The sequence below is a fragment of the Bacteroides sp. MSK.20.82 genome, assembly GCF_019052485.1.
GTDB classification, from domain to species: Bacteria; Bacteroidota; Bacteroidia; order Bacteroidales; family Bacteroidaceae; genus Bacteroides; species Bacteroides thetaiotaomicron.
Window position 1 is genome coordinate 437,962 of record NZ_JAHQUN010000001.1, and the last position, 17,665, is coordinate 455,626.

The following is a 17,665-nucleotide window of genomic DNA, read 5'->3' on the forward strand; positions in this document are numbered from 1 at the left end:
GTATATTGCTGTTTCATGCGTGAAGCGTAATATGCTAAGTTTTCGTTTTGTAGATAAATCTGTAAAAAATAAATCAATTCATTAATTTAAATTCAAGTATCAAAGATGAGAAAATCAATTCTCTTGTTTGTACTCTTTGCTCTACTGAATATTCCTCTTATGCTTTTTGCACAGAGTGGATATAAGGTAAAAGGACATGTTGTTTCGGCAGAAGATAATGAGCCGATGGTTGGTGTGTCTATTTTAGAGAAGGGTACTACAAATGGTGTAATTACCGACATTGATGGTAATTACACTCTTGAGATTAAGGGTACGGCAAGTGCTACTTTGCTGTTCTCTTATATCGGTATGCAATCACAGGCACATGCGGTTAGTGCCAAAACCGGAACACTGAATGTTCGTCTGGTTTCAGATGCTGCTTTAATAGATGAGGTAGTGGTAGTAGCGTATGGAACTCGTAAAAAAGGGACGATTGCTGGTGCCGTATCCACTGTTAAAGCGGAAAAAATGGAAAATGTGCCTGCTGCAGGTTTTGATCAGTCACTGCAGGGACAGACACCGGGATTATCTGTAATCTCTAACTCGGGAGAACCTAGTAAGGCGGCTGTTTTCCAGATTCGAGGTACGAATTCAATTAATTCGGGTACGGCACCGTTGTTTATTTTGGATGGTGTGCCTATTTCCAGTGCTGACTTTAATACGATCAGTCCGGGAGATATAGAGTCTATCTCTGTGTTGAAGGACGCTTCTTCCACTTCTATTTATGGTGCACGTGCAGCGAATGGTGTGGTTGTTATCACTTCTAAACGCGGATTGGCAATGGATAAAGCAAAAGTGACATTGCGCGGACAGTGGGGGTTCTCACAATTGGCGTCGAATGATAACTGGATGATGATGAATACACCGGAGCGTATCCAATTTGAAAAGGAAATAGGTCAGGATACCGGTAAAGATTACAATCTGCTTTCCCGCACTAATATTAATTGGCTGGATGAAGTGTTTAACGACCGTGCACCGTTGCAGAGCTATGAACTGTCTGTTAACCGTGCTACCGATCGTTTGAACTACTATGTCTCAGGAGGATTTTACGATCAGGACGGTATTGCCCAAAGTTCAACTTTCCGTCGTTATAACATGCGTGCCAATGCGGAGGTAAAAGCCAGCAACTGGTTAAAAATAGGTACCAATACGATGATGGCTTATGAGGAAATAGCGCAGGCTGAAGAAGGAGATATGGCACTTTATACTCCTATTTCCGGTTCACGCTTTATGTTGCCTTACTGGAATCCTTATAATGCTGATGGCTCTTTAGCTTCTGAAAATGACGGAACTTGGAAAGGGACAGGACAGAACCCTATTGAGTGGATGGCAAATAACCCTGTAGAACATAAAAAATATAAGTTGTTGTCAACTGTTTTTGCAGATATTACTCCTGTTAAGAACTTGACTGTCCGGGCACAATTCGGTGCTGATTATGCTCACTCTACATCTTTTATGAAGTCTTATCCGAGCTACATTATTAATAATAATTCAGGAAGGGCCGGACGCAGTTCGTCGGATATTCTAAACTTGACTGAAACTCTTACTGCAAATTACCGATGGGCATTGAATGAGGATCATTCATTTAACTTTATGTTGGGACAAGAAGGGATAGACTATCGTTCGACCGGTTTTCAAGTAGTAACGAGAGGACAGACCATTGACCGATTGACAAATGTAACCGCCGGTACACGGGCTTCTTCATGGCAAGATGCTAATACAGCCCATTCTTTTATGTCGTTTTTCTTCCGTACCGAGTACAATTACAAAGATTTGTATTATGCGGAAGTTGCTGCACGTACAGATGCCTCTTCCCGTTTTGGTAAAGATCATCGCTGGGGGGCTTTCTGGTCATTGGGCTTTATGTGGAACATAAAAAACGAAGCTTTCTTGAAAGATGTGGAATGGCTGACTGGTGCTCAGATTAAGTTGAGCACAGGTACATCCGGTAACTCCACTATTCCTGACTACGATCATCTGGCGCTTGTTTCTGGAAATGCTAACTACCTTGATCAAGCTGGTCTGTTTCCTTTGCAGAGTGGAAACGAAGAGCTAGGCTGGGAGCAGACTTGGGCTAACAACATCGGTTTGAGTGTCGGACTCTTTAATCGAGTGAATGTAAACTTCGATTTTTATCATAAGAAGACCACTAATATGTTGATGTTTGTTCCTCAGTCTTATGCCATATCCGGTGAATCCGGTCATTGGGATAATATCGGTGCGATGATGAACCGGGGTGTTGAAGTGGCAGTGGATGGTGACGTCATCCGTACGAGAGATTTTACTTGGAATCTTAGTGCAAATTTCTCTTATAATAAGAATAAGTTGTTGGAACTCTACAACGGTGTAGAAGAATATGTTAACTCTACTACCGGATTGAAATACGTAGTGGGACATTCTGTACACGAATACTTCATGAATCGTTATGCCGGTGTGAATCCAGCCAATGGCGATGCATTGTGGTATACTGCTGACGGAGAACTGACTACTGAATTCCGTGAAGAAGATAAAGTAATGACCGGTAAGACATTCGACTCTCCATGGGCGGGTGGTTTTGGAACTACTCTTATGTGGAAAGGTCTTTCGTTGTCAGCTCAATTTAGTTGGATGGCGAAACGCTACGTGATGAATAATGACCGCTTCTTTGAAGAGAGTAACGGAATCTATAGTGCCTATAATCAGTCAAAACGATTATTGTATGATCGTTGGAAAAAGCCCGGTGATATTACTGATATTCCCCGCTACGACGTGGTGGCGAGATTGGACGATCGCTTTCTTGAAAACACTTCCTTCCTTCGTTTGAAGAATCTGACATTGGCATATGCACTTCCGCAGCCGTGGTTGAAGAAAACTAATTTCTTCTCAGCTGCACGTGTCTATTTGCAAGGACAGAATTTACTGACTTGGACCGGCTTCACCGGACTAGACCCCGAAGTTGCAAGCAATATTTATAGAGCACAGTATCCGGCTTCGCGCCAATTCACTTTGGGTATTGAAGTTACATTCTAATAGTATATAAAAGAAAGATGATTAAGAAATTTAAATTATATATCTTGTTGGCTGCCGTGGTGTTATCCACTACTTCATGTTTGGATAAGATGCCTGAAGATTCTATACCTTTCGATGAGGCAATCCAAACGGTAGATGACGTAAATCTAGCAGTCATAGGTATCTATGATGCTTTTAAAAGTAGTTCTCTTTATTCCGGGAGTCTTACATTGCTGCCCGATTTGCAGACAGACTTAGTGTATGGAGTAAATGGTAATACGAATATTTACGGAGAAATCTGGCGTTGGAAAGACATATTGGCAACCAATACCAATATTGAAGGTGTTTATGCTGCATTGTACAATGTGATCAATCGCTGTAACTTTCTGCTCGACCGTGTGGATAATGTAAGAAAGAACACAACTAATGATGATGATTTGGATCTGATTGACCAGTGTTGCGGTGAAGCCTATTTTGCCCGTGCGATTGCCTATTCGGAACTGGTTAAACTTTTCTGCAAGGCTTATGAAAGCGATGAAGATGCTGCCAATCAATTGGGTGTTATTTTGACTAGACATTATAAGGGAAACGAAGAAATGAAGCGTGCTTCGCTGAAAGATTCTTATCAGTTTATCTTAGACGATCTTGATCTTGCTGCTGAGTTACTGGCATTGGATAAAGACTTCCAGCCTACCGGCAAAGATGCTTTGTACAACACTGCTGCATTCTTTAATGAATATACTGTATACGCACTGCGTGCACGTGTAGCTCTTTATATGAGAAAATGGGATGAAGCTATTAAGTATTCCAGTAAAGTAATAGACAGTAATTATTACCTATTGTCCAGTTGTACAAATTATGTGTCCGAAAACGTCAGCTATTATAAATATATGTGGACTAGCGACCTCTCTACCGAAGCTATCTGGAAAGTTGGTTTTACTGTAAATTCTTATGGTGGTAGTTTGGGGCAGATCTTTTTTAACTATGATTACAGTAGCTACCGTCCGGATTATGTACCGGCAACTTGGGCTATCAATTCGTATGATAGTAACGACTTACGTGTGTCAAGTTTCTTTCAAACATACACTACCGGCTATAGCCACGGTCTTTCCTGGCCTTTGTTGATTAAGTATTTGGGCAATGAAGAATTTACAAATGCCCAGATCCTTCACGTATCTATGCCTAAAGTGCTTCGTCTGTCCGAACAATATCTGATACGTGCTGAAGCTTATGTGCAGCAAGCGCAACCTGACTATGGTCGTGCAGGAAAAGATATTACGACTCTCCGTACAGCACGTTATTCAACTTACGGTGGTTCTACTGCTTTGTCTGCTTCCAATGCAATGGAAGTTATCGAAGCAGAGCGTGTGAAAGAACTTTATATGGAAGGTTTTCGTCTCCATGATTTAAAACGTTGGCATAAAGGATTCGAACGGAAGCCGCAAGACCAGTCACTGGCTAACGGTAGCAGCTTGAAAGTGGAAGCAGATGATCCATTATTTGTATGGCCGATACCGCAGCATGAACTGGATGCTCCCGGTTCGCAGGTTCAACCGAATGAAAGTAACAAATAGATTAAAAGCATATGATAATGAAGAAATTATTATTAGGATGTATAGCAGCCGTTGCTGCTCTGATGGCTCTTTCCGGATGCGATCAGGACAAGGTGGCATACAACGGACCCAGTTATCTTATGTTTTCTGACACGCTTTATACGTATGCCGTGCAAGAAACGAATGAGATATTCAATGTTCCGATCTCTGCTACTGTGGCTGCCGATCATGACCGGACCTTCGCTGTCGAAGTAATTGATCGCGAAAGTAATGCCGTGGAAGGTAAGCATTATAAAATTCTGTCGAATACCGTTACCATTAAGGCGGGAGAAAGGAGTACCAATTTAGAGGTACAAGGTATTTATGATAATCTGGAAATTAATGATTCGCTGGGTTTTGCATTGCGACTGGTAATTCCTGAAACGGAACAATGGGGACTCTATGGAACTGAAGCAAAAGTTGTAATGCAGAAAATCCGTCCGTTTGACATTAAAAACTTTACAGGTTATTGTGTTGTCTGTTCGACTTATTTTGCAAGTTATTTGAACAATTTAGAATTGCGTTTGGTAACTTCGGATATCGTAGAAGGCAAAGAAAATACCATTGCCATACATGGTCTTTACTATGACGGATACGATACGGAAATCACTTTCAACCGTGAGGATGTTCAAGAACCCCTAGTTGAAATGGATGAACAGCTTTGTGCATCTACAGCAACGGCTTTCGGAACTATTTACGGTGATGGCAAGTTGCTGATGAATCAACCTACCGCTTATACTTCTTACTTCAGTACTAACGAAAATTTCGTCCTACAGTATGTCACGCTAAGCGTGAACAATAGAGATGGATCATCATACGGTACGGTTGGCACGTTTGTCAATGTGATCGAATGGATAAGCGAAGCAGAAGCGGAGAAATTAAAAGAACAAGGATATTAAAAAAACAAGAAATATAAATGGATATGAAAAAGTTTAGTTTAAAACCACTAGGAGATTCTTGCATGAAGATGTTGTGCAAGAGCTGCTTCTTCATTGGCTTACTTATGACTTTCTGCCTGACGGCATGTTCGGACGATGATGATGATACGGTGACTCCGATATTTCCGGAAAAACAAAATATTGTCTGTAATGCAGGCGAGAAAAAAGAGTTCACTTTCACGGCTAATACTAACTGGAGTTTGGCATCATCAACAATCTGGTGTAAGTTTCAGAACAACGATACGGAAGAGTTTGTAGTATCCGGAACTGCTGGAACGCAAACCGTAACAATCATGGCTACTAATGAAAACCAAAATAACGATAACGCAAGTGTGGCTAAGTTGGAGTTAACAATGGGTGGTCAGACTATTGTGATCGGTGAGGTTACGCGCTCGGCAGCAGGATATGAATTGAAAATATTCGATGAAGAAGGAGTAGAGATTAACGAACTGAAAGTAGGATACCAACACTTTTCTAAATTTAGTGTGCAAGCAAACTTCCGCTTTGCTGCTACCAATCTGCCGGGATGGGTGGAACTCGAAGGTGGTTCTCTTGTTGGTCCGGTTAATCAGAAAGTAAGTGGTGGCTTGAAAATAATAGAAGATGATAACCGTGAAAAATATCCGGTTCCGGCTTCAGATAAAAATGTGATAACGTTCTCGGATGAAGAAGGAAAAGCATTCTATTCTTTCAACGTTTCTTATGATGGTATGACTCCGGGTGTACTGGAAATGACACTTCCGTCATCTAATAAGTATGATTGGGCTGTATCTTTGGACGGAAAGACTTTTACTCAGAGCGCAGGTGGAGTGGCAGGTACCGGAGGCAGTACTACGACTCTTAAGAATCGTGTGCCTTTTACTGTTAAAACATTGAACGATGATTATGAGGTAGTATTCGTTGAAAAAGGAAGCAACAATAATGATTTGTATATCATGGATGCCAGCTATAATGAATGGATGCGTTGCGAACGTGAAGGTGGTAAAGCGACACTTATTGTAGACGAATATACTCCTGCTTCGTACGAACCGGCTGAAAGAGTTGGATATGTTCTTGTCTTCTCACGTGCTCAATATGAAGATATCAAAGATAATTTGGAAGCGACCATCATTGACGGTGAAGATTTGGTTTATAAATATGAGCAGTCTAATCTTGTTCTTCAGTTTACTCAGAAAGAAACGAAAGGCGGTGGCGATGAACTAGCCATTACTGCGGTAGACGGTCAAACATATAATCCTATTGATTGTACGTCTTATACAGGTGGCGATGCAGATTACTTTAAGTCAGAGTATGGCGTGACAGGAATTTTTGAGATAAAACAGCCTGCATCAGTCGCTACTGTGGCAAAAATGCCTTTTAATTGGAGCAATTCAGTTTGCTATTACTTTGAAGATGAACAAGAGGCCAATGGCGTTACTGAACCAATAAGCGAAACTGACATAACAATCTATACAGAGGCTGCAAACGGTAAAGATGTATTTTTAATAGTCTCTGATGAATCGGGAAATAAACTGATGTTGATTGTCAGAATCAGCAATGCCGGAAGTGGCGGTGGAGGAGATGTGCCCTTTACTGTAACTACCAGCCAATTAGCTCCTGTGAGTTGTACAGCTTATGATGGTAGTATGGGAGGTGCTAATTATTTCATTACCCAATATGAGGTAACTGATATTTCTGATATAAAAAATCCGCCGATTGGGGAGTCTATATTTGTGACACTTAATACATCCAGTATAGTTGATTTCAAATGTTATGATGTTGACGAAAAGATAGTTGATGCATCTTCAGATATTGAAATATCTGAAGATTGGAGTACCGGAAAGCAAAATTTGAATGTATGGTTGGGCAATGGAAGCAGTTTAACTAAAACTGTATTTTTAATAATTACCGGAGAAGACGGTAGCAAGCATATGCTGGTTATCAATATATAATGCATATTTTACTTGTGAATAATTATAACGAATAATAGATTATAAATGAATCTACATAAAATATACTCAATATTCTTCCTGCCTTTTATTGTCGGCCTGCTGACAATGTTGGTAGTGACAGGATGTTCCGATGATGACGAGGAGCTGCAAAGCCAATACGGTTATGTGCAGTTTAAACTCTATAAGAGTACCTCTTTTGAGAAAGGAACAACCACTCGTGCTGTGGGCAAACTTGAATCAATGTCTAGTGCACAGAAGATAAAGGTGGTGATGACGCATAACGGTACCACCGTTTCACAAACTCTGCTTCTGAACGCATACAATGCGAACAATGCGGAATATGGTCTGCGTAGTGACAAATTGCAATTACTGGCCGGTACTTATAAGATTGTCGGCTATTATTTGTATGACGGTCTTGATGAGGTACTGTTGGCAGGACCTGCCGGCGATGACAATGAACTGACAGTTGTAAGTGGAGGATTGCTGGAAAAAGCATTGACTGTAGATGCAGTTCCGCATGGAACCGTTACCTTTAAATTGTCGAAAGAAGGAATTAGTACACGTGCAGCCGGCGAATACTTATTCAGCAATATTCGCTATGTCGATGTTACGGTGATGAATTCCTTTAATCGTGTCACCACAGAATTGAAGGGGATGAAAGTCACCTATAAAGAAGATTCTAAAGAACACCAAAATCCCGATAATGCCAATGATAAGTATATGGATATAGGTGTAGCAACATGCGACTCTGCCGTATGGCTTCCTGCCGGTACCTATCAGGTAGTAGCATATACCACCTACTCACAAAGCGGTATCAAAAGATCGGAATTGGAAACGCAATCTGTAAGAGGAGAATCTTTTACTGTGATAGACAACAAATTGACAAAAGATGCCAACGTCCCTATCCAATTGAAGGAAACGGCGGAGTACATTAAAGACTATAAAGCGCTGAAAGCCATTTGGGAAGCTTTGGACGGAAAGAATTGGAGATATTATAGTGGGACGATAAACAATACTATTCACAGTTTAAACTGGAACTTCAACAAAGAACTTGATATGTGGGGTGACCAACCCGGTGTTGATTTGGATAATAATGGGCGTGTCACCGGACTCTCGCTTGCCGGTTTCGGTGCCAAAGGCAGAGTACCCGATGCTATCGGACAATTAACTGAATTAAAAGTGCTTTCGTTCGGTACACATAGCGAAACGGTGAGCGGCAGATTATTTGGAGATGAAGAACTGACTCCGGACATGAGCGAGGAAAGAAAGCATAGAATTCGTATGCACTATAAGAAAATGTTCCTTGACTATGACCAACGCTTGAATTTGTCAGACCTACTACAAGATGCCATTAATAGAAATCCTGAAATGAAACCGATCAAGAAGGATAGCCGTATTTCATTGAAAGATACACAAATCGGTAATCTTACCAATCGAATAACGTTTATTTCGAAGGCTATTCAACGGTTGACCAAGTTGCAGATTATCTATTTTGCTAATTCTCCTTTTACCTATGATAATATTGCTGTCGATTGGGAAGATGCCAACTCGGATTATGCCAAACAGTATGAAAATGAAGAATTGAGTTGGAGTAATTTGAAAGATCTCACGGATGTAGAGTTGTATAACTGTCCGAATATGACGCAGCTTCCGGACTTCTTGTATGATCTTCCTGAATTACAGTCATTGAACATTGCATGTAACAGAGGCATTAGTGCTGCCCAATTAAAAGCTGATTGGACACGACTCGCTGACGATGAGGATACAGGACCTAAAATTCAGATTTTTTATATGGGTTATAATAATTTGGAAGAGTTTCCCGCATCTGCTTCTTTACAGAAGATGGTGAAACTAGGCTTACTTGATTGTGTGCATAATAAGGTAAGACATCTGGAAGCTTTTGGTACCAATGTTAAACTGACTGACCTTAAGTTAGACTACAATCAGATTGAAGAGATTCCGGAAGATTTCTGTGCATTTACCGATCAAGTGGAAGGCTTAGGATTTTCTCATAATAAGCTGAAATATATTCCGAATATATTCAATGCCAAGTCGGTATATGTGATGGGATCTGTAGATTTCTCGTATAATAAAATAGGTTCGGAGGGACGTAACATCAGTTGTTCGATGGATGATTACAAAGGTATTAATGCCTCAACGGTAACCTTGTCATATAACGAAATCCAGAAGTTCCCTACAGAACTGTTTGCAACCGGTTCTCCGATTTCGACAATTATCCTGAGCAACAATTTAATGACATCGATTCCGGAAAATTCATTGAAACCAAAAGACGGAAACTATAAGAATACGTATTTGCTGACTACTATAGATTTGCGTTTCAATAAATTGACCAGCTTGTCTGATGACTTCCGGGCGACTACCTTACCTTATTTGAGCAATATGGACGTTAGCTATAATTGTTTCTCTTCGTTCCCGACGCAACCGTTGAACAGTAGCCAGTTGAAAGCTTTCGGAATTCGCCATCAACGTGATGCGGAAGGCAATCGTATCTTGCGCCAATGGCCGACCGGTATCACTACTTGCCCTAGTTTGATCCAATTGCAAATTGGTTCTAACGACATCCGTAAAGTAGACGAGAAACTGACACCGCAGCTTTATATATTGGATATTGCAGACAATCCCAACATCTCGATTGATGTAACTAGCGTATGTCCTTATATTGAGGCAGGTATGTATGTTCTGTTATATGATAAGACACAAGATATTCGTGGTTGTGATGCTTTGGGTATTGAACGATAATATAAAAGAATCTATTAATGAAATATTTTAGTAAAATAACATTAGGACTAATTCTTTGCATGGGGATCATCTCCTCATGTAAGGATGACGACGAAACAAGGATCGATGGCATTTCGGTAGATAAAGAAGAAATAGCTATCGGTGCAGAAGGAGGAACAGAGAAGATCGCCGTTTCATCTAATGATCAATGGGTGGTACGCGTTTCTAAACCTTGGATTGCCGTTTCACCGGCAAACGGTTTTGGTTCAGCGGTATGTGAACTTACCATAGACTCTACACTGACGAATGTTGCGCGTACAGCACAGATAAGTTTCACAATGAATGGTCGTGAGCCTAGCTTGGTTACGGTTACACAGTTCGGTTTCGGTAAGCAAATCTTGGTGAAAGAACCTGAAGTGGAAATCCCCAGTTCGGATGCATTCGATAACCGTCACTTTAAATCAATTATCTCTACTAACGTAAATTTCAAAATCGGAAGTGTGGATTATTCTTTCGCAGAAGAGGCTACGATGACTGAAGAGGAGAAAAGAGAGGTAGAAGGAGAACGTAGCGGTTGGGTGACATTGCCGAAGGATAAAGATCTAGCGGTGAATTTAGACAAAGGAGCACGTCCCCGTACTCTTAAAGTGGATTTCCGTTGGGGAATGAATGTGGCTCCCTATACCCGTGTGGCAAAGATCCATCTGGTTCCAGTAGATGAGAATGACCAATTGGTGGACAATAACGGTAATAAAATAGATGCTGTAGTGTTGACTGTAACACAAAAAGCAGCTATGAAGATTGAGGATAATCGTGCCGGTGACTCATTGGCTATTATTACTATCAATAGCAAACTCCAGAGCATGATGAGTTTTGATACCAGTGAAAGTATGATGAACTGGAGTTTTGTAACCCTTTGGGAAGCTACTGATAAAGAAATAAAAGATGGAATAGTTCCTACTGAAGCTGTAGGGCGTGTGAGGTCTGTAAGTTATGCAATGATTGATTTGCAAGACGGTGAAACATTCCCCAAAGAAATTCGTCATCTGAAATACCTGGAATCATTTTCAGTTCAGAGTAATGCCAACCGACAAATACGTACTATTTCTTTAGGAGAAGAAATTTGCGAATTGGAGTATCTGAAGGATCTGACAATATTCTCTTTTGGTATAAATGCTCTCCCTGAGAATTTTATTAAATTGGGTAAGAAACTGGAGAATTTGGATTTGGCAAGTAATAATTTCCAGTCGTTGTCTGTAGTTACAGATGTGGTGAACGAAAAGAATTTCCCGCACTTGAGATATTTGACATTAACCGGATGTCGTGCTACGGAAACACTGAAAGATATGAGCTTGATTGATGGGAACAACCAATACAATGGTAGGGATGTCGGTCTGCATGTTGATATTTCTCAAGGACAACCTGAAAGAGAAGCTTTCTTGAAGTTATTGACTTGGGATAAACTGATTTCATTGCAAATGTCATACAACTTCTTGGAGGGAGAATTACCTACAGACGCAGAGGTGAGAGCGGCATTGAGAGCTGCAGATAAACCGGAAACTTATCAATCGGATGATTTCTTCAGTAAAGATGAGTTGACTGCCAAGCCATCCATATTCATGGATAAGATATCTAGAGATACTTGCCAGTGGCTGTTGACGACCGACAATCAGGTAAGATATCGGAAGCAGACTCCAGTAAGCGGGCAGGATATTCCGCGTGTGTTACCGTTTGCCCGTACAGTTCATATTAATTTGAACTTCCTGACAGGTGCTTTGCCTAATTGGTTGCTATTCCATCCTTACTTTGTATATTGGGGACCCGAAAGCATGATATTCAATCAGCAAGAAGACGGCAGAAACTCAAAAGGAAATACAGTGGGATTCAATAATGTGGATATCGTAAACTACGATTTTTCTTATTATTACGGAAGTACAGACCCTGGGACAAATCAAATTGTTAGCGGTGTCGCTTATCCGTTGTATTTTAGAAAATTTGTATTGTCGGGAACTACAGACTAGCAGGGCTATAGAGTAAATATCATTAACAAGAATAATTTTAAATAAGAACAATGAAGAAAAATTTCTTATATACAGCACTGTTTGCCTTGATGCTGGCTTCATGCTCGGAACAAGAAGTGATCGAACAACCGTCTACCCCAACAGGGGGGACGGAAGTTCAGCTTCCGGCTGATGTCACTTCCGGTGAATTGCTGATTAAATTCGATCCTGCAATGACAGAGATTCTTGATCAGGCTCTCACAGTTGCAACAAGAAGTGGGGGGGCTATGACCCGTTCCGGGATTCCTTCTACTGACGAAGTGTTGGATATTCTGGGTACATATCATTTTGAACGTATATTTCCGGTAGACACTAAAAATGAAGAACGTACCCGTACTTCAGGATTACATTTGTGGTATCGGGTAAAGTTTGATGAAAATACAGACTTGAAGGAAGCCGCCGGTCGTCTTGCTAAATTAGGCGAAGTAGCTAAAGTACAGGCTAACAGTCACATTCAGCGTGCTTACAGAGTTGATGGCTATCGGAGTTATGTTAGTGAGAGTGCATTGCGACAGAAGGCGGCAACACGTACTGTTACGACAGGAAGCACCTTCTCCGATCCCGGATTGGCATATCAATGGCATTATAATAACAGTGGCAATAACCCTTTTGACAATCAGAACGTATTGAAAAATGGTTCCAGGCCGGGGTGTGATGTCGGTTGTATGGAAGCATGGAAGAAGTGTACGGGCGATCCTTCTATCATTGTTGCTGTGCTGGATGAAGGTGTGATGTATACCCATCCTGATTTGAAAGGTAATATGTGGATCAATGAAAAGGAAGAACTTTATGCAGATAAGGATGCTGACGGTAACGGATATAAGGACGATAAATATGGCTACAATTTCGTGAGCAATTCAGGAATCATTTCGTGGATGGATGCAGTTGACACGGGACACGGGACGCACGTTGCAGGTACTATTGCTGCTATGAATAATAATGGCGAAGGTGTTTGCGGTATTGCCGGTGGCGATGGTTCCAAAAACTCCGGAGTGAAAATTATGTCATGTCAAGTGTTTGCGGGTGAAGCCGGTGTTACCTTGGATGCTGAAGCAAGGGCTATAAAATATGCGGCTGATAATGGCGCAGTCATTCTTCAGTGTAGCTGGGGATACAACTCTTCCTTGGCCAATCTGATTGAAGGATATACTCCCGGTCCGGGATCGGAAGAAGAATGGGAAAAATTGTATCCGTTGGAAAAAGATGCATTGGACTACTTTATCAATAATGCCGGTTCGCCCAATGGGGTGATAGACGGTGGACTGGCAATTTTCGCTTCCGGAAACGAATATGCGGGAATGGCTGCATTTCCTGCTGCTTATTCCAAATGTATATCTGTCAGTGCGGTAGCGGCCGATTTTACTCCGGCCTCATATAGCAACTATGGAAAGGAAGTCACGATATCTGCTCCAGGTGGTGATACGGAATATTACAATCCGGTGGGGCAAGATGACCCTGAAGGTTGGGAAGAAGGAATCCATTCCGGTTCTATTCTCTCGACTTGGATACAAAACGGTAATGCGACCTATGGATTTATGGATGGTACATCTATGGCTTGTCCGCATGTATCAGGAGTTGCAGCATTGGGGTTGTCGTATGCTGTCAAACAACGTCGTCATTTTAAAGCAAGTGAGTTTGTCGAACTATTGAAATCATCTACAAAACCACTCGATAGCTGGTATAATACAGGAGAAGTGAAGGCTTACTATCGTAACCACATCTCATCCGGAGCTTCCGCTACTAGAGTAGAGTTATCGAAATATGTGGGCAAGATGGGAGCAGGTTTGCTGGATGCCGGAATGTTGCTTAACAATATTGAGGGTAATGGTTCTGATATGGTAGTACCCAATATGTATGTAGCAGAAGGTGCAGCATCGACTTTAAACCTTGCCTGCTATTTTGTTAATGGAGAGAATCTAACTTATACCTGCACATCGGGTGATACAACTGTCGCTTCAGTATCTGTCAATGGTACGTTTATGACAGTATCCGGGGTAAAAACCGGTGCAACCCGTATTACAGTGAAAGTAAGCAATGGAAGCGAACAATCCATTACTGTTACCGTTCGCAAGAAGGCTAATGATAATGGTTGGATGTAATTTTAATATTCAATGAAACCAGTTACTTGGATACGATTCTTTTTATTATGTGTAGTCATCGGACAATTCCGGGCGGTTGAAGCCCGGAATGTCCATTTCACTCCACAGGAAAAAACAGATACGCTGATAAATCCGCCGTTGATAAAAGGAGCGGAACATATTCTGCGTTTTGACAAGACTGTGCTGAATATCGGGACATTAACCGAAGATGATGCTCCAAAAATGTATCGTTTCACATGTACTAATGTAAGTGGCAAAGCCATAAATCTTACCCGTGTAAGAACTACTTGTGGATGTGCGGTAGCAGATGTACGTACAGGGGAGATATCTCCCGGTGAAACGAGAGTTGTAGTATTGACTTATCATCCGAAGAATCATCCCGGAACGATAGACACGAATGCTTTTGTTTATCTGTCTTCTTCGGACAAAATGCCTGTGGCACGCCTTACATTAATAGGTAATGTGTTGCCGGGAGCGGATGAATGGGGACGTTATCCATATAAGATGGGTAAATTGAGACTGAAACAAAACCGGATAGAATTTCGGGAAGTAAATGCGGGAAAGCGTCCTTCCGAACGAATCCTGTGTGGTAACAGCGGAAACCAATCATTGCGTTTGTCGGCTGCTGTTATTCCTGAGTTTGCAACTTTTCGTACCGAGCCGGAAGTAATCAGTCCGGGTAGTGAAGCCGACGTTGTGATTACAATAGACGCCTCACTGATTCCTGTGGAAAAAGGTCGTTCATTTACTTTTCCTATTATTATAGAGGGAGTGGAAGGGCAACCGTCAGACCGAACATTGAATATAAAAGTAAACTGTATTAAGTAACAATAAAAATAAAAAGAAGACATGAAGAATATTTTCAAATTAATGGCTTTATTCGCCTTCGTGCTTTGTTTCGCATCCTGTGACGACGATGAAAAGGTAGAGATTCCTGCCTTGCCGGTCACTGCTGCTAATTTAAACGGAACGTGGCAACTTTCTGAATGGAACGGACAAGCTCTGGCAGAAGGTACATATTGCTATATAACTTTTAATCGTAGAGAACTGACTTTTGAAATGTATCAGAAGTTTGACAGTATGTATGCACGTTATATTACTGGTTCTTTTAATATAGAAAACGATCCTTATCTGGGATATGTTATTAGTGGTGAATATGATTTTGGTAATGGTGACTGGAACAATGACTATATCGTAACGGATTTGCTAGAATCCGGTTCCATGATTTGGACTGTAAAAGATGATGATAGTGACGTGAATAAATATGTCCGTTGCGAAAAAGTACCTGAATCAATAATCGAAGAGGCTAAAACCAACAAGAATTAAGGCAAAATAGAGGTATATCAATGTCTAAAGGTCATCTTTATTAAGATGGCCTTTTTTGTATGGAAGAATTTAGTAATACATATCTGCAAAAAAAATATTGATTTTATTTGGAAATGATATTGGGACTTTCTATATTTGCATCAGATTTATAATTGTAATGAATACAACTTTGAAAAGAGGGAGAACTTATGAAACCATACGAACGATTGTTAGAGCATAATATAAAGCCTTCCATGCAGCGCATAGCGATCATGGAATATTTGATGAATCATCCCATTCATCCTTCGGCTGATGATATCTATACAGCGTTATCTCCTTCTATGCCGACACTTTCGAAAACGACGGTATACAACACTTTGAGATTGTTTTCGGAACAGGGAGCTGCATTGATGCTCACGATTGATGAGAAGAATACAAATTTTGATGCGGATACTTCTGTTCACTCTCATTTCTTATGCAGGTATTGCGGACATATTTACGACTTAAAATCTCCGGAAGCCGTGAAGAAAGTTGAAAGTCTGGAAATGGATGGGCATCAAGTGACGGAAGTTCATTATTATTATAAAGGTATATGCAAGAATTGCTTAAGAAAAGATAAAGAAACACGTATTGACTAATTAATTTAAAATTGAGAAGAAAATGAAAAAATTTAGATGTACTGTATGCGGTTACGTTTATGAAGGTGACGCAGCTCCTGAGAAATGTCCTTTGTGTAAAGCTCCTGCCAGCAAATTCGTAGAAGTTGTTGAAGTAGAAGGTGGTGCATTGTCTTTTGCTGACGAACACGTGATTGGTGTTGCAAAAGGTTGTGACGAAGAAATGATCAAGGATCTGAATAATCACTTTATGGGTGAATGTACTGAAGTAGGTATGTATTTGGCTATGAGCCGTCAGGCTGACCGTGAAGGTTATCCTGAAGTAGCTGAAGCTTTCAAACGCTATGCTTGGGAAGAAGCTGAACATGCTTCTAAATTTGCAGAATTGCTGGGTGACTGTGTTTGGGATACAAAAACTAACCTGCAAAAGCGTAAAGATGCTGAACAAGGTGCATGCGAAGACAAAAAACGTATCGCTACTCGTGCTAAAGCTTTGAATCTGGACGCTATTCACGATACTGTACACGAAATGTGCAAGGACGAAGCTCGTCATGGTAAAGGTTTTGAAGGACTTTACAACCGTTATTTCGGAGATAAGAAATAATAAAGCCTTATAAATAACTTTTAAAAGGTCTGTGTTCTATAGTGAATGCAGACCTTTTTTGTTTATATTTGCCTATTAACTTTATAAATACCACAATTATGAGAAAGGTACAACTATTGTTCGTTTGTTTAATGCTTTCAGCGGCTGCTTTTGCTGCTGATAAGGTTGTTAAGTTACCAAAACCTAATTTAAATCGTACTGGTACGGTGATGAAGGCATTGTCTGAACGTCAATCTACGCGTGAGTATGCTTCGAAAGCGTTAACTCTTGCTGATTTGTCAGACTTATTATGGGCGGCCAACGGAATCAATCGTTCGGATGCTGGAAAACGAACGGCTCCTTCCGCTATGAATAAGCAGGATGTAGACGTATATGTGATATTATCGGAAGGAAGTTACTTGTATGACGCAAAGAATCATCAGTTAAATCTGATTGCTGAAGGAGATTACCGTGGAGCGGTAGCGGGTGGCCAGGCTTTTGTAAAAACGGCTCCGGTATCTTTAGTATTAATCAGTGATGTTTCCCGTTTTGGTGATGCTCAGAAGATACAGAATCAACTAATGGGAGCCATGGATGCCGGTATTGTTTCTCAGAATATTTCTATTTTCTGTTCTGCGGCTAAACTGGCTACAGTGCCACGTGCTTCGATGGATGCCGCTCAGCTGAAGAAAGTATTGAAACTGAAAGATAGTCAGATTCCTATGATGAATCATCCCGTGGGATACTTTAAATGATCTTTATTCTGCATATAAA

12 protein-coding genes are annotated in these 17,665 nt (G+C 40.9%); all 12 read left to right on the forward strand.

The genetic code is table 11. The features are described 5' to 3' along the window. Nucleotides 1-105 precede the first annotated feature (105 nt). Nucleotides 106-3,048 (forward strand): TonB-dependent receptor, encoded by a 2,943-nt coding sequence (locus KTR07_RS01815; protein ID WP_008766225.1) that lies wholly within the window; start codon nt 106-108, stop codon nt 3,046-3,048. Between the two features lie 17 nt (nt 3,049-3,065). Continuing rightward, complete coding sequence (locus KTR07_RS01820) at nt 3,066-4,601, forward strand: RagB/SusD family nutrient uptake outer membrane protein (protein WP_008766224.1); 1,536 nt, start codon at nt 3,066-3,068, stop codon at nt 4,599-4,601. Nucleotides 4,602-4,618: 17 nt separating this feature from the next. Continuing rightward, nucleotides 4,619-5,518, forward strand: a complete 900-nt coding sequence (locus KTR07_RS01825) for a DUF4984 domain-containing protein (RefSeq protein WP_217315025.1) — start codon at nt 4,619-4,621, stop codon at nt 5,516-5,518. 17 nt (nt 5,519-5,535) lie between these two features. Then, the gene (locus KTR07_RS01830) at nt 5,536-7,488 is read left to right on the forward strand and encodes a DUF5003 domain-containing protein (protein WP_008766222.1); all 1,953 of its coding nucleotides are present in this window, start codon (nt 5,536-5,538) and stop codon (nt 7,486-7,488) included. A gap of 45 nt (nt 7,489-7,533) precedes the next feature. Then, a complete protein-coding gene (locus tag KTR07_RS01835) occupies nt 7,534-10,248 on the forward strand; it encodes a DUF4458 domain-containing protein (RefSeq protein WP_008766221.1) in 2,715 nt (904 codons plus the stop codon). Nucleotides 10,249-10,265: 17 nt separating this feature from the next. Next, nucleotides 10,266-12,248 (forward strand): BACON domain-containing protein, encoded by a 1,983-nt coding sequence (locus KTR07_RS01840; RefSeq protein ID WP_008766220.1) that lies wholly within the window; start codon nt 10,266-10,268, stop codon nt 12,246-12,248. A gap of 50 nt (nt 12,249-12,298) precedes the next feature. Further along, nucleotides 12,299-14,386, forward strand: coding sequence for a subtilase family N-terminal domain-containing protein (locus tag KTR07_RS01845; protein ID WP_008766219.1), 2,088 nt, complete (start codon nt 12,299-12,301; stop codon nt 14,384-14,386). Nucleotides 14,387-14,398: 12 nt separating this feature from the next. Further along, nucleotides 14,399-15,214, forward strand: a complete 816-nt coding sequence (locus tag KTR07_RS01850) for a DUF1573 domain-containing protein (protein WP_008766218.1) — start codon at nt 14,399-14,401, stop codon at nt 15,212-15,214. A 21-nt stretch (nt 15,215-15,235) separates the two neighbouring features. Beyond that, nucleotides 15,236-15,712 carry a lipocalin family protein gene (locus KTR07_RS01855; protein ID WP_008766217.1) on the forward strand — a complete coding sequence of 159 codons (477 nt, stop codon included), beginning with the start codon at nt 15,236-15,238 and terminating at the stop codon, nt 15,710-15,712. A 188-nt stretch (nt 15,713-15,900) separates the two neighbouring features. Beyond that, nucleotides 15,901-16,329 carry a Fur family transcriptional regulator gene (locus KTR07_RS01860; protein WP_008760530.1) on the forward strand — a complete coding sequence of 143 codons (429 nt, stop codon included), beginning with the start codon at nt 15,901-15,903 and terminating at the stop codon, nt 16,327-16,329. 22 nt (nt 16,330-16,351) lie between these two features. After that, complete coding sequence (locus tag KTR07_RS01865; protein ID WP_008760531.1) at nt 16,352-16,912, forward strand: NADH peroxidase; 561 nt, start codon at nt 16,352-16,354, stop codon at nt 16,910-16,912. A gap of 98 nt (nt 16,913-17,010) precedes the next feature. Continuing rightward, complete coding sequence (locus KTR07_RS01870; protein ID WP_008760532.1) at nt 17,011-17,646, forward strand: SagB/ThcOx family dehydrogenase; 636 nt, start codon at nt 17,011-17,013, stop codon at nt 17,644-17,646. The last annotated feature ends 19 nt before the right edge of the window (nt 17,647-17,665 follow it).